We start from the raw sequence: 14,477 nt of genomic DNA on the forward strand, positions 1-14,477 counted from the left end.
ATGTTGCATTTATCAACTATTTTTGAATTAAACGCAGGCAGTATATCATTGATACGGGGCATAAAGCAGCCTGCTGGCCGGGCAAATTGTAAAATAGTTGTTGTTTTATGCTTTTCCCTCTCGTGCCTTATCGGCTAAAAAGCCTGACGAATCGTCTCTACGATCTCTTTCAGCAAGGGCTCCTGCGCGCTGAGCTTGTTATAGTGCAGCGCAATATCAATTTTTTCTTCCCGCAGCGGCGGGAAATCGAGCATCTTTAAGGGCCAAATCTTCTCGACCAGGGAAAACATTCCGGAAGTGATTAGCCCCAGCATATCGCTGTCGTTGACCAGGGCTGCTTGAGTTAACAGATTGTAGCTGCTGAAACCATAGCGGCGTTCGCCGAGATGCTCCTCCAGGTGACGCAGGATTGTCGTATAGCGCTGGCCTTCGGGCTGCAGGAGAGCGAATTCATATTGGCTCAGGTTTGCTGAGTTTGCGGGGAGCGCGAGGACCGGATGCCCTGCCCGGCAGAAGATATGTACGCTATCCTGAAATAGCACATGGTGCGTAATCGCCTGCCCGCTGTGGGGGAAGCTATCGACCAGCAGGTCAACCTGACGCTGGTTTAACTGGCTGGCCGCGTCGGTAATGGCGACGTTGTGCAGCAAAATCTGGGGAAAGACGCTCCGCAGCTTTTTGGTGATAACCGGCATGATCAACGCGCCGATAGCCGGGGAGGTGGCAACGGTTATTACCCGTTCCCGCTGCGTATTGCCGGTTAAATCCAGGGCGTTGAGAAACGCCTCCATCCCCTGGCTGATATGCTTATGCAGATGCGTGGCGTAGGCCGTTGGCGTCACGCCCTGGCCCTTGCGAATAAAGAGCGGGTCAGGGAAGAGGGCACGCAGTTTGTTCAGGGACTGACTAATCGCCGACGGCGTGATATTCAGTATTTTTGCCGCGTTGACGATACCGTTATGGACGTAAACAGCTTCAAAAATAGTGAGTAAATTGAGGTCTATGTTGCGCAAAATGCGAAACATCTGCCGATCGTAGCGATCGTCAACTCGTTCGGTTGGTACGCTCTGAGCGTTATTTTCTTCCACTCTGTATTTCCGCTAGTGATGATTAGCACCATTATAGCGGCCACAATTATTTTATTAGTGATAATTGATTGCAAAAATAAAGGCTTAATCGCGCCTGAGGGATAAATGTGACGTCCCGCAGTAGCGGGACGTGATGGCTAGCGGCCTTGAAGATATTCCGCGGGTGGATCGTTGAGCAACGCCAGCAGATTGGCGGCCAGGCGTGGAGACACGGTCTCCGTACGGGCATCGGGCAGCCACTGGCGCATCTGGGTCATCTCCATTCCGGCATAACCGCAGGGGTTAATCCTCAGGAACGGTGACAGATCCATGTTGATATTCAGCGCCAGGCCGTGGAATGAGCAGCCTTTGCGAATGCGCAAGCCCAGGGAGCAGATTTTTCGATCGCCCACGTAGACGCCGGGGGCGTCGGCTCGCGGGTGCGATTCAATACCGTACTCCGCCAGGGTATTCACAACGGTTTGCTCTAACAGCGTAACCAGCTCACGTACGCCCAGCTTGCGCCGTTTCAGGTTCAGCAGAACGTACATCACCTGCTGTCCGGGACCATGATAGGTGACCTGTCCGCCGCGATCGCTCTGAATAACGGGGATCTCGCCGGGAACCAGAACATGTTCGGCCTTTCCGGCCTGACCCTGTGTGAACACCGGGTAATGCTCTACCAGCCAGATTTCATCCAGCGTGGCATCGTCGCGGGTGTCGGTAAATTCATGCATTGCCTGCGAGACAGGTTCGTAAGGTTGCAGGCCGAGCTGGCGGATGAGGATTTTATTGTGCTGCAAAACAACGTCTCCGCAGAGAGAGAATGATTTGAGTGGGGCAGTATATCACAGCGAGAAAGCGAGAATGACCCGGCGTGGATGCCGGGTCAGGGGAAGAGATTTACAGCACCATCCGAACGATTTCAATATTGCCCAGCTCTTCGTAGAGGGTTTCTACCTGCTCAATATGGGTTGCATTGATGGTAATAGAGACAGAGTGGTAGTTGCCTTTGCTGCTGGGTTTTACCGTCGGAGAGTAATCACCTGGTGCATGGCGCTGTACCACTTCAACCACCTGGTCAACCAGCTCCGGCAACGCCTGTCCCATTACTTTGTAAGTAAATGGTGTAGGGAATTCAAGCAGTTCGTTAAGTTTGGTTTTCATGTCAGCTCCGGTGTTACAACAAAAAATAATAACTCCCACGACGTGTGGGAGTTATCAGGATACCTAGTATATGGGGATGTAAATCACACTTTCAAGTGGTCGATTTTTAACCAAACCAGTGATGGAACATTAATTTAATGTAATCAATGATTTTACCGAAGAAATTGCCTTCCGGGATTTCCTGCAGTACGACCAGCGGGCGCTGATCGATCGTTTTGCCATCCAGCTGGAAGTTAATGGTGCCTACCACCTGATTTTTCTGCAGCGGCGCGTGCAGCTCAGCGTTATTCAGCACGTAGCTGGCTTTCAGATCTTTCATGCGACCGCGCGGGATAGTCAGATAAACATCTTTATCCACGCCGAGCGAGGCGCGATCGGTATCGCCAAACCAGGCGGGCTCAGAAGCGAACTCTTTACCGGCTTTAATCGGATTAACGGTTTCAAAGAAGCGGAAGCCCCAGGTCAGCAGCTTTTTGCTTTCAGACTCGCGGCCTTTGTAGGTGCGGCCGCCCATCACGGCGGAGATCAGGCGCATCTGGCCTTCGGTTGCCGACGCCACGAGGTTATAGCCCGCTTTGTCAGTATGGCCGGTTTTAATCCCGTCGACGTTCAGGCTGTTATCCCACAGCAGCCCGTTGCGGTTGAGCTGACGAATACCGTTGAAGGTAAACTCTTTTTCTTTATAGATGGTGTATTCATTCGGGACATCGCGGATCAGCGCCTGGCCGATAAGCGCCATGTCGCGCGCGGAGCTGAACTGACCATCGGCATCCAGGCCGTGTACGGTCTGGAAGTGGGTGTTTTTCAGACCAAGGGCGTTAACGTAGTTGTTCATCAGGCTGACGAAGGCATCCTGGCTGCCGGCGACGTAGTCGGCCATCGCCACGCAGGCGTCGTTGCCGGACTGCAGGTTGATGCCGCGGATCAGCTGCGAAACCGGCACTTGCATACCCGGTTTAAGGAACATCAGCGAGGAGCCTTTAAAGACCGGGTTGCCGGTCGCCCACGCGTCGTTACCCACGGTGACCAGATCGGACTCTTTAAACTTGCCCGCTTTCATGGCCTGACCAATCACGTAGCTGGTCATCATTTTGGTCAGGCTCGCCGGGTCGCGGCGGGAGTCGGCGTTGTTTTCTGCCAGGACTTTGCCTGAGTTGTAATCGATAAGAATCCAGGATTCGGCGTCAATCTGCGGGGCGCCTGGGATCATCGTTTTGATATTCAGGTCATCGGCGCGGGCAGCGGAGGACAGCGCTGCCACGGAGAGCGCCGTAACGAGTAAGCGAGCGGTAAAAGAGGTCTTCATGGTCTGAACAACGGCATCCGTGATGGAGTTAAAAAAAGTGCCTTACTATAACAAACGCACTACGAACCAGCATCCGACATTGCGCACGACTTTGTTAATGACTTTGTCATGCGCAACGAGCAGGGGAGGCGGGTGCGATGCCTTTAGTTGGCGCGAGTAATAAATGACTGCAGCTGAGCTTCGCTTTGCAGACGCTGTTGAATCGTGCTGGCCTGCGCTTTGCTGCTGAATGGGCCGAGCTGAATACGCCATACCGCGCCGTTTTGCGTGACGCGGCCCGGGACGGAAAATTGCTGACTCAGACGCTGCTGGTACTGCTGCGCGCGGGCCTGGTCGCTGACGGCGCCGACCTGTACGACGAAATCGCCGCTGGCGCTGGCCGCTGCGGCAGGCGCTACGGCAGCGGTGGCGGCCACGGCGGGCGCAACGCTGCCTTGTACTGAACCCGGGGCGGTAACTGGCGCGCTTTGAACGACAGGCTCGCTGCCTTCCAGCACGCCATTATTCAGCGGCGTCGGGGCGCCGAGGAAACCGCCGCTGTTGACCGGCGCGCCGGTGGCGTCTTCCGGCTTCAGCGTTGAATTACTGATGGCGTGCACGTCAGTTTGCGCGGGTTGACTCATTGCCGCGCCGCTGTCGCCGTCAAGATTCGGGCGGGCGGGCAGCGCGTAGGTCTGTTTGGCTACGGTGGTACAGGCCATACCCGGACCGGAAAGCGAGCCGTCCGGTGCGACGACGATCGGGTCGATGCGCACTTTGGTATTGTTCGAGGTATTCAGACGATCGGCTGAGGCGCGGGACAGTGAAATCACGCGATCGTTACCGTAAGGCCCGCGATCGTTGATGCGCACGACGATCATGCGGCCGTTCGCCAGGTTGGTGATCCGCGCGTAGCTTGGGATCGGCAGCGTAGGATGGGCCGCGGTAAGCTGCGTGGGATCGAACGCTTCTCCCGATGCGGTCAGATTGCTGTTAGGCTCGGCGTCGTAGATGGCTGCGAAGCCTGCCTGGGTGAAGTTAGACGGATCCTGGACGATTTTGTAGCTTTTGCCGTCGCGTTCATAATCCTGATTCGCCGTGGCGTTAGGCGTTTCGTACTGCGGATCGGCGCCGCTAATCTCCACCGTTGGGCCATTGCAAACGGCCGGCTGTGGAGTGCTGACCGTTTTCTGTTGAACGTCTTCACTCGAACATGCCGCCAGCAGCCCTGCTGCTATGCAGATCCCCAGCCATTGCTTACGCATCGCGAACCCCTTACACGCTTTTCGACAACATTTTTCTGTGAGTATGGATCGACATGACGATACCAAACCCGGCCATCAATACGATTAGGGCAGAGCCCCCGTAGCTGACCAGCGGCAAAGGTACCCCCACCACCGGTAAAATACCACTTACCATACCAATATTTACGAAGACATAAACGAATAAAATCAACATTAAACCACCGGCCATCACCCGGCCAAAGGTGGTTTGCGCCTGGGCGGCAATCCACAACCCGCGCATAATCAGCAGAATATAGAGCGCCAGCAGAATCAGCACGCCGATCAGCCCCAGCTCTTCCGCCAGGACGGCAAAGATAAAGTCGGTATGGCGCTCAGGCAGAAACTCCAGCTGCGACTGGGTTCCGTGTAGCCAGCCTTTTCCACGCAGTCCGCCGGAGCCGATGGCGATTTTTGACTGAATAATGTGGTAACCCGCGCCGAGCGGATCGGTTTCCGGGTCGAGCAGCATCATTACGCGCTGGCGCTGATAATCATGCATCAGGAAGAACCAGAGGATGGGAATAAAGGCGGCGACCAGCACCACGGCAATACCAATCAGACGCCAGCTCAGGCCAGACAGAAAGAGGACAAACAGACCGGACAGGGCGACCAGAATCGAGGTCCCGAGGTCAGGCTGCGCGGCGACCAGCAGCGTAGGCAGGAAAATCAGCACCAGCGCGATAGCGGTATTTTTCAGCGATGGCGGGCAAACGTCGCGGTTGATAAAGCGCGCCACCATCAGCGGTACGGCTATTTTGGCGATTTCCGACGGCTGGAAACGGACGATGCCGAGATCCAGCCAGCGCTGCGCCCCTTTGGAGATGGCGCCGAAGGCGTCAACCGCCACCAGCAGGATAATACAAAAGATATAGAGATAGGGCGCCCAGCCTTCATAGACCCGCGGCGGGATTTGCGCCATGACGATCATGATAACAATCCCCATGGCGATCTGGCCGATTTTGCGCTCCATCATGCCCATGTCCTGACCGCTGGCGCTCCAGATCACCAGCGCGCTGTAGGTCAGCAGCGCCAGCAGGATAAGCAGCATGGTGGGGTCGAGGTGGATTTTATCCCATAGCGATTTTTTATTCGGATTATCAGTCATTATTGATCCTCCCCAGCCGTTACCGCCGGGTTTTCACTCGGCAGATTGGTGTTGTTATCACCCAGCATTATATGATCGAGAATCTGACGCATAATGGTACCGACTGCCGGACCTGCGCCACCGTTCTCAAGAATAATCGCCACGGCAACCTGGGGGTTGTTGTAAGGGGCAAACGCCGTCATCAGTTTATGGTCACGCAGGCGTTCAGCGATTCTGTGCGCATTATAGGTTTCATTGGCTTTCAGGCCGAAGACCTGAGCGGTACCCGATTTGGCCGCAATTTTATACGGCGCGCTGGCGAAGTATTTATGCGCGGTACCGTTGCCGCGGTTGGCTACGCCAAACATCCCGTCTTTGGCGATTTCCCAAAAACCGGAGTGAATATCGCCGACCGGCGGTTCATGCGGCTGAACCCACGGCACAGGTTTGCCGTCCTCCACCGTGCTCTGCAGCAGGTGCGGTACTTTAACCACGCCGTCGTTAATCAGGATCATCAGCGCCTTGTTCATCTGGATAGGCGTCGCCGTCCAGTAGCCCTGTCCGATGCCGACCGGGATAGTATCGCCCTGGTACCACGGTTTCTTGAAGCGCTTGAGCTTCCATTCGCGGGTCGGCATATTGCCGGAGCGCTCTTCCGCCAGGTCAACGCCGGTATAGTGGCCATAGCCAAATTTGCCCATCCACTCCGACAGGCGATCGATGCCCATGTCGTAGGCGACCTGGTAGAAGTAGGTGTCGGCCGACTCCTCCAGCGCTTTGGTGACGTTCAGATGGCCGTGGCCCCACTTTTTCCAGTCGCGGTAGCGTTTATCCGAGCCGGGAAGCTGCCACCAGCCGGGGTCAAACAGGCTGGTGTTGCGGGTAATAACCCCGGCGCTGAGCGCCGAGACGGCCACGTATGGCTTAACCGTCGACGCCGGTGGGTAAACGCCCTGAGTCGCGCGGTTAACCAGCGGCGTATTGGGATCGTTGAGGAGTCCGGAGTAGTCTTTGCTGGAAATACCGTCAACGAACAGGTTGGGATCGTAGCTTGGCGTCGAGACCAGCGCGAGGATTGCGCCAGTGCGCGGGTCGGTGACTACGACCGCCGCGCGGCTGCCGGCCAGCAGCGTTTCAATGTACTGCTGTAGCTTCAGGTCGAGCGTTAAATAGATATCGCGCCCGGCCTGCGGCGGGACCTCTTTCAGCTGGCGAATCACGCGGCCACGGTTGTTCACTTCAACCTCTTCATAGCCGGTTTGCCCGTGCAGGACATCTTCGTAATAGCGCTCGATGCCCAGCTTGCCGATATCGTGCGTGGAGGCGTAGTTAGCCAGCTTCCCCTCTTTATCCAGGCGATCGACGTCTTTATCGTTAATTTTAGAGACGTAGCCGATAACGTGGGTCAGGGCGGAGTTATAGGGATAGTAGCGGCGCTTATAGCCTTTGACTTCCACGCCGGGAAAACGGTACTGGTTCACTGCGAAACGGGCGACCTGCACTTCGCTGAGGTTAACTTTCACCGGAATAGAGGTAAAGCGGTGCGAGCGGGCGCGCTCTTTTTTAAAGTTCGCCACATCGTCATCGGTGAGGTCGATAACATCGCGCAGCGCATCCAGCGTTTGCTGAACGTTGTCGACCTTCTCCGGCATCATCTCCAGCTGGTAAATCGTACGGTTGAGCGCCAGCGGCGTGCCGTTGCGATCGTAGATAATGCCGCGGCTCGGCGGAATCGGGACCAGCTTGATGCGGTTTTCGTTTGAACGCGTTTGATAGTCGGTGTAACGCACAATTTGCACGTTATAAAGGTTGGCGATCAGTACGCCGGTAAGCAGCAAAATCCCCAAAAAAGCGACCAGCGCCCGGCGCACGAACAGCGAGGATTCAGCCGTATAGTCGCGGAAAGAATTCTGTAATTTCATTCGCTGCTTAGTCTACCCTGGTCATCATTACTCACGGTGGTAAGGGTGGTTGGTGGTAATGCTCCACGCCCGATACAGACTCTCGGCCACCAGTACGCGGACCAGCGGGTGAGGTAGGGTGAGCGTTGAGAGCGACCAACTTTGTTCCGCCGCCGCTTTGCAGGCGGGTGAAAGGCCTTCCGGGCCGCCGATAAGCAGGCTAACGTCGCGGCCATCCTGTTTCCAGCGTTCCAGTTCGCGCGCCAGCTGCGGCGTATCCCAAGGTTTCCCCGGAATATCCAGGGTGACGATGCGGTTTTTGCCTGCAGCCGCCAGCATCATTTCACCTTCTTTTTCGAGAATGCGCTTGATGTCGGCGTTTTTGCCGCGTTTACCGGCGGGAATTTCCACCAGTTCGAACGGCATATCCTTTGGAAAACGGCGCAGATATTCGCTAAAGCCGGTCTGAACCCAGTCCGGCATTTTGGTGCCAACGGCTACCAGGTGCAGCTTCACGCGCTAACTCCAGAGTTTTTCCAGCTCGTACAGACGACGGCTCTCTTCCTGCATAACGTGAACCATAACGTCGCCGAGATCGACCACGATCCAGTCCGCGGCGGCTTCGCCTTCAACGCCCAGCGGCAGCATCCCGGCGGCGCGAGACTCCTGCACAACGTGGTCGGCAATGGACATAACATGGCGCGTGGAAGTGCCTGTGCAGATAACCATGCAATCTGTAATGCTGGATTTGCCATGAACGTCAATGGCTACGATGTCCTGACCTTTCAGGTCATCAATTTTGTCGATAACAAAATCCTGGAGTGCTTTACCCTGCAAGAGTTCCCCCTGGGTGTGTGAAGAGTGATAACAATAAACAGCCTGACAGTATACCCGAACTGTTGGCAAAGTCGGGATAAATGTCGATAAACGGGCGGTGAAGGCGGCTATCATCCCATCCATCGCCGATGATTGCATCGCCATTTTTGTAAAACAATTTCTGCAAAGTTCAAATGGCGGATGCAGCCTGGCTGCGGAGAATAACAGCCTGCTTTGCACTGTCAATGGTCTGCGCGCAATTCTTCTTCCGCCAGCCAAACGGCCCGGCTATTTAGTACGCGCAGCGTGGTGAAATCAGGCTGGAGATCGACAAGGCTCCACGCGCCATGCTCGATGGGGAAGTGCCACATCGCCGAATCCGGCATGTTCAGAAGTTGCGCGACTAAGAGGCTAAGCACGCCCTGATGACCGACGATAAGCAGATGGTCAAGTTCCCGAAACTGAGAGAGGATGACGGTAAAGCCGCGGACGCGTTCGGCAAACGCCTGGAAGCCCTCCCCGTTGGTGGGCGCCGCGTGCTGCCAGTCGGCGCACCATGCGGCGTAGTTTTCGGCATCTTCCTGCTGTAAATCGCGGTGGTGGCGCATTTCCCAGTCGCCGAAGAACATTTCATTGAGCGCGGCGAAGGACTGGCGGGGGACGTCACGGTCGCCCAGCAGGAGGCTGGCCGTGCGCTGGGTGCGCTCAAGCTCACTGCAAAACGCGCGCTGAAACGGGACGGCCCGCAGCCGCTTTCCCAGCGTTTGCGCTTGTTTGATTCCGCGCTCGGTTAACGCAGTGGGCGCGTGCCCGCTATAGAGGCCCGCGACGTTGGCCTCGGTTTCGCCATGACGAACTAACCATAACTTCATGATGACCCTCTCGAAAGGAGTCTATGAGACTGTCCTTGTGGCAAGGCTAGCAGTAGAGCTTCTGCTCATGGATATAGTCGAGTACGGTTTCCGGCAGCATGTCCGCGCAGGATTCGCCGGATTCAAGACGCTGGCGAATCAGGGTGGCTGAGATATCAAACCACGGCGTTTCGGCCAGGTAGATAACCCCCGCCGGGCTGCTATGCATACGCTCGACGTCATGAGTGAGATGTTTATCCAGCCACTGCTGATCCTGCTCGCACGCCATGGTCAGCGGATAGCCCGGGCGCCGGCAAACGATCAGATGCACGTTATCAAGAATGCTTTCATAGTCGTGCCAGGTGGTAAAGGTGAGCAGCGAATCCTGGCCAATAATAAACGCCAGCGACCGTTTTGGTCCTTGCTCCTGGCGCCACTCGCGCAGGGTTTGCGCGGAGTATGACGGCGTGTCGCGCTTGAGTTCGCGATCGTCGAGGATAAACAGCGGCTTATCCGCGATGGCCAGCTCCAGCATATGCCTGCGTTGGTCGCTGGTGGCTTCGGGCTGCGGGCGGTGCGGCGGCACGTTGTTGGGCACGATGGTGACTTGATTAAGGCCAATCTGGTTGGCCAGAATTTCCACCGGTTTAAGGTGACCATAATGCACCGGATCGAAGGTGCCGCCGTACATTGCCAGTAACTGAGTCATATCAACCATCAATAAAAACGTCTGCCAGCGCTTTATGGCAGAGCAATAAAGAGAGACTTTCCAGCTCGGGCCATACGGAGTGCCCGTAATCCTGCTTGAAGGTGAGTTCGGCACGGGTCAGCAACGTGACGGCCTGGCGCAGCTGGTCGGCGCTGAGGCGGGCCAGCGCATCGCTAACCAGCTGGCGGCGGTTCTGCCACACGCGATGTTTGTCAAACAGCGAACGCAGCGGCGTATGGGCCGACTGCCGCTTCAGGTTGACCAGCAGCAGCAGCTCGCGCTGTAGGGTGCGCAGCAGGATAGCGGGCTCGCTGCCTTCCAGACGCAGCTGTTGCAGAACGTGGAGTACGCGCTTACTTTTCCCGGCCAGCAGCGCATCAACCCAGTGATAGGGGGTGAAATGCGCGGCATCATTCACCGCCTGCTCAACCCGCGGCAGCGTCAGTTTACCGTCCGGCCACAGCAGCGACAGACGCTCCAGAGCCTGCGCCAGCGCCAGAAGATTACCTTCATAGCAGTAGCACAGCAGCTGACTGGCCGCGTCATCAAGCTGCAGATTATTCTGCTTTGCGCGCGCGGCGAGCCAGCGCGGCAGCTGGGCATATTCCGGCGTCTGGCAGCTTACCTGCACCGCCCGGCTGGTCAGCGCCGTCATCCATGCGGCGTTCTCCTGCGCTTTCGTCAGCTTATTACCGCGAACGATGAGCAATAAATCGTCATGCAGCATGCCGACAAGCGTCGCGAGCTGTTCGTTAATTGCCGCATTAGGGCCATTATCGGGCAGGATGAGCAGCAGCGTCTGGCGGCTGGAAAAGAGGCTCATGGCCTGACTTAACGAGAACAGGGCAGGCCAGTCGGTACTGGCATCAACGGTGGCGGTGTGATGTTCGATAAAGCCCTGGGCGGCCGCGGCTTCGCGGATGGCGTCCTGGCTTTCCTGCAACAGCAGCGGATCGTTGCCAAGCAGCAGATAGGCCGCGCGCAGCCCTTCAGTGAGCTGCGCGCGGAGCTGTTCCGGGTACAACCGAATCATCAGTTACCCAGCGTGGTGGAGACGCGATTGCCGGAGGTTGAAGCGGCTGGGGTCGTCGTGACCGGCTTCTCATCCTCTTTGGTGGCTTCGACATCCGCAACGTGTACGCTCGGCAGCTTACGGATCAGCTGCTCCGCGGCTTTGTCGTACATTTCCTGAACGATCATGTCCTGCTCGGCATCTTTCGCTAACGCCGCCTGCGGGTTATCGAAGAACGAGCGGTAGACTTTGGTCGTGATGGGATAGATATCATGGCCTGGGATCAGGACGCTGGCATTTACCGTCATCACCATCTGATATTCCGCAGTACGGCCGTCCTGGAAAATAGATGCTGTATCTTTCTGAATGGACGATGTCTCCAGACGCAGGGAAGGAATATCCTTGCGCAGGGTACTGCTATCGACCAGTTCAACGCCGTTCAGACGCAGCTGATTACGGACAGCACGACTTAATGGTCCATTGGGATCGCCCGACTGGAAGATCATGGTTTTCATTGCGGTCGGAACCTGCGTAGTGCTACGCAGGTGCCAGCCGCAACCGGCGGTGATTAACACCGCCAAAGATAACAACAATGTTGCCAGATATCGCACGCTTCCTCCTGCGCTTAGCCAACGACCAGATTGAGCAGTTTACCCGGAACGTAGATCACTTTACGTACGGTCACACCGTCGAGATATTTCGCGACCAGATGCTCCTGACCCGCGCGCTCACGAACCTGCTCTTCAGTTGCATCCACCGCAACGGTAATTTTACCACGAACTTTACCATTTACCTGGACCACGACCAGAGTCGTGTCTTCAACCATTGCGCTTTCATCAGCGACCGGCCACGGCGTGTTGTCAATATCGCCTTCGCCGCCCAGCTCCTGCCACAGGGTAAAGCTGGCGTGCGGGGTGAACGGATTGAGCATGCGAACCACGGCCAGCAGGGCCTCACGCATCAGCGCGCGATCCTGATCGTTTTCCTGCGGCGCTTTCGCCAGCTTGTTCATCAGCTCCATAATCGCCGCAATCGCGGTGTTGAAGGTCTGACGACGGCCGATGTCATCGGTCACTTTCGCGATGGTTTTGTGCACGTCGCGGCGCAGCGCTTTTTGATCTTCGCTGAGGCTGGCAACGTCCAGCGCAGGGGCTTCACCCAGGGTAGTGTGTTCGTAAACCAGTTTCCAGACGCGTTTCAGGAAGCGGTTCGCACCTTCCACGCCGGATTCCTGCCACTCCAGCGTCATGTCGGCCGGAGAAGCGAACATCATAAACAGACGCACGGTGTCCGCGCCGTAGCGTTCCACCATCTCCTGCGGGTCGATGCCGTTGTTTTTCGACTTGGACATCTTGCTCATGCCGGTATAGACCAGCTCGCGACCCTGCGGATCGAAGGCTTTAACGATACGTCCTTTCTCGTCGCGCTCGGTGGTCGCCTCTTTCGGAGAGACCCAGTTACGCTCGCCGTTTTCGCCAACATAGTAGAAGGCATCTGCCAGCACCATGCCCTGGCAAAGCAGCTGTTTAGCCGGTTCGTCAGAGTTCACCATGCCCGCGTCGCGCATCAGCTTGTGGAAGAAGCGGAAATAGAGCAGGTGCATAATGGCGTGTTCGATACCGCCGATATAAATATCGACCGGCAGCCAGTAGTTGGCCGCTTCGGGGTCGAGCATACCCTGGTCGTACTGCGGGCAGGTGTAGCGCGCGTAGTACCAGGAAGACTCCATAAAGGTGTCAAACGTATCGGTTTCGCGCAGCGCCGGCTGGCCGTTAACGGTGGTTTTCGCCCACTCAGGGTCGGCTTTGATTGGGCTGGTGATGCCGTCCATCACGACGTCTTCCGGCAGAATAACCGGCAGTTGATCTTCCGGCGTCGGCATCACGGTACCGTCTTCAAGGGTCACCATTGGGATCGGCGCACCCCAGTAGCGCTGACGGGAAACGCCCCAGTCGCGCAGACGGTAGTTCACTTTACGTTCGCCGACGCCAAGAGACGCGAGCTTATCCGCGATGGCATTAAAGCCAGCTTCGTGATCCAGACCGTCGAATTCGCCGGAGTTGAACAGCACGCCTTTTTCGGTCAGCGCCTGTTCGGAGAGATCGGGTTCGGAGCCATCAGCGGCCAGGATGACCGGCTTGATGTTGAGACCGTACTTGCTGGCAAACTCGTAGTCGCGCTGATCGTGACCCGGAACGGCCATCACCGCGCCGGTGCCGTACTCCATCAGCACAAAGTTTGCCGCCCATACCGGGATCGCTTCGCCGGTCAGCGGATGAATCGCTTTGTAGCCAGTATCGACGCCTTTTTTCTCCATGGTTGCCATTTCGGCTTCGGCAACTTTGGTATTACGGCATTCGTCGATAAACGTCGCCAGCGCGGGGTTATTGGCTGCTGCCTGCTGCGCCAGCGGGTGGCCCGCAGCGACGGCCAGGTAGGTACAGCCCATAAAGGTGTCCGGGCGGGTGGTATAAACGGTCAGCTTGTCGGCGTAGTCGTTAACGTCGAAGGAGATTTCGACGCCTTCGGAGCGGCCAATCCAGTTGCGCTGCATGGTTTTAACGGTATCAGGCCAGTGATCCAGGTCATCCAGATCGTTCAGCAGCTCGTCAGCGTAGGCGGTGATTTTGATAAACCACTGCGGGATCTCTTTACGCTCAACTTTCGTGTCGCAGCGCCAGCAGCAGCCGTCGATAACCTGTTCATTCGCCAGAACGGTCTGATCGTTCGGGCACCAGTTTACCGCGGAGGTTTTTTTATAGACCAGTCCCTTTTTATACAGCTCGGTGAAGAACTTCTGCTCCCAGCGGTAGTATTCCGGGGTGCAGGTTGCCACTTCACGGCTCCAGTCATAGCCGAAGCCCAGCTTTTTCAGCTGGTTTTTCATGTAGGCGATATTGTCGTAGGTCCACGGGGCCGGAGCGGTGTTGTTTTTCACCGCGGCGCCTTCCGCAGGCAGACCAAACGCATCCCAGCCGATAGGCTGCAGAACATTTTTGCCCAACATACGCTGGTAACGGGAAATCACGTCGCCGATGGTATAGTTGCGCACGTGGCCCATGTGTAGTCGACCAGAAGGATAGGGAAGCATCGACAGGCAGTAATACTTCTCTTTGCTCTCGTCTTCGGTAACTTCAAAGGTACGCTTCTCGTCCCAGTGTTGCTGGACTTTTGATTCTATCTCTTCCGGGCGGTATTGCTCTTGCATGGCAGCCAGTGGTCCTGTTTTCAATACAGCTACAAAATGTAGCCAATGGATGTGTTATTTCAGATCGGCATAGCATAGCCCAAACGCCAACGTC

Annotated in this window: 14 protein-coding genes; all 14 read right to left on the minus strand. The window is 56.5% G+C overall.

Translation table 11 applies throughout. From position 1 onward, the window contains the following. Positions 1-134: 134 nt before the first annotated feature. The 14 genes from ABLU67_RS20685 to leuS all read right to left on the minus strand — a co-directional run bounded on the left by ABLU67_RS20685 (position 135) and on the right by leuS (position 14,383). Positions 135-1,088, minus strand: coding sequence for a YbeF family transcriptional regulator (locus tag ABLU67_RS20685; protein ID WP_046876568.1), 954 nt, complete (start codon positions 1,086-1,088; stop codon positions 135-137). A 137-nt stretch (positions 1,089-1,225) separates the two neighbouring features. Next, positions 1,226-1,870: a lipoyl(octanoyl) transferase LipB gene (lipB, locus tag ABLU67_RS20690; RefSeq protein WP_014228397.1), complete on the minus strand. Its 645-nt coding sequence runs from the start codon at positions 1,868-1,870 to the stop codon at positions 1,226-1,228. Positions 1,871-1,970: 100 nt separating this feature from the next. Next, complete coding sequence (gene ybeD, locus ABLU67_RS20695) at positions 1,971-2,234, minus strand: DUF493 family protein YbeD (protein ID WP_004100153.1); 264 nt, start codon at positions 2,232-2,234, stop codon at positions 1,971-1,973. Positions 2,235-2,340: 106 nt separating this feature from the next. Next, positions 2,341-3,540, minus strand: coding sequence for a D-alanyl-D-alanine carboxypeptidase DacA (gene dacA / locus ABLU67_RS20700; protein WP_014228398.1), 1,200 nt, complete (start codon positions 3,538-3,540; stop codon positions 2,341-2,343). A gap of 143 nt (positions 3,541-3,683) precedes the next feature. Beyond that, positions 3,684-4,784: an endolytic peptidoglycan transglycosylase RlpA gene (gene rlpA, locus ABLU67_RS20705; protein ID WP_025106399.1), complete on the minus strand. Its 1,101-nt coding sequence runs from the start codon at positions 4,782-4,784 to the stop codon at positions 3,684-3,686. Between the two features lie 10 nt (positions 4,785-4,794). Next, positions 4,795-5,907: a peptidoglycan glycosyltransferase MrdB gene (gene mrdB / locus ABLU67_RS20710; protein ID WP_004100156.1), complete on the minus strand. Its 1,113-nt coding sequence runs from the start codon at positions 5,905-5,907 to the stop codon at positions 4,795-4,797. Beyond that, a complete protein-coding gene (gene mrdA / locus ABLU67_RS20715; protein ID WP_004130417.1) occupies positions 5,907-7,808 on the minus strand; it encodes a peptidoglycan DD-transpeptidase MrdA in 1,902 nt (633 codons plus the stop codon). The genes mrdB and mrdA overlap by 1 nt, the downstream gene beginning before the upstream one ends. A 27-nt stretch (positions 7,809-7,835) precedes the next feature. After that, positions 7,836-8,303, minus strand: coding sequence for a 23S rRNA (pseudouridine(1915)-N(3))-methyltransferase RlmH (rlmH, locus tag ABLU67_RS20720; protein WP_004100160.1), 468 nt, complete (start codon positions 8,301-8,303; stop codon positions 7,836-7,838). A 3-nt stretch (positions 8,304-8,306) separates the two neighbouring features. Then, positions 8,307-8,624, minus strand: a complete 318-nt coding sequence (rsfS, locus tag ABLU67_RS20725; protein WP_004100162.1) for a ribosome silencing factor — start codon at positions 8,622-8,624, stop codon at positions 8,307-8,309. A gap of 221 nt (positions 8,625-8,845) precedes the next feature. Then, a complete protein-coding gene (locus ABLU67_RS20730) occupies positions 8,846-9,475 on the minus strand; it encodes an adenosylcobalamin/alpha-ribazole phosphatase (protein ID WP_207171606.1) in 630 nt (209 codons plus the stop codon). A 46-nt stretch (positions 9,476-9,521) separates the two neighbouring features. Then, a complete protein-coding gene (gene nadD, locus ABLU67_RS20735) occupies positions 9,522-10,172 on the minus strand; it encodes a nicotinate-nucleotide adenylyltransferase (RefSeq protein ID WP_004848799.1) in 651 nt (216 codons plus the stop codon). Beyond that, positions 10,165-11,196, minus strand: a complete 1,032-nt coding sequence (holA, locus tag ABLU67_RS20740; RefSeq protein WP_032748700.1) for a DNA polymerase III subunit delta — start codon at positions 11,194-11,196, stop codon at positions 10,165-10,167. The genes nadD and holA overlap by 8 nt, the downstream gene beginning before the upstream one ends. Continuing rightward, the gene (lptE, locus tag ABLU67_RS20745; RefSeq protein WP_004130425.1) at positions 11,196-11,786 is read right to left on the minus strand and encodes an LPS assembly lipoprotein LptE; all 591 of its coding nucleotides are present in this window, start codon (positions 11,784-11,786) and stop codon (positions 11,196-11,198) included. The genes holA and lptE overlap by 1 nt, the downstream gene beginning before the upstream one ends. 14 nt (positions 11,787-11,800) lie before the next feature. Then, positions 11,801-14,383, minus strand: coding sequence for a leucine--tRNA ligase (gene leuS, locus ABLU67_RS20750; RefSeq protein WP_265801488.1), 2,583 nt, complete (start codon positions 14,381-14,383; stop codon positions 11,801-11,803). Positions 14,384-14,477 lie beyond the last annotated feature (94 nt).

The sequence above is a fragment of the Klebsiella sp. GN_Kp190 genome (assembly GCF_040061795.1).
Taxonomy (GTDB): domain Bacteria; phylum Pseudomonadota; class Gammaproteobacteria; order Enterobacterales; family Enterobacteriaceae; genus Klebsiella; species Klebsiella michiganensis.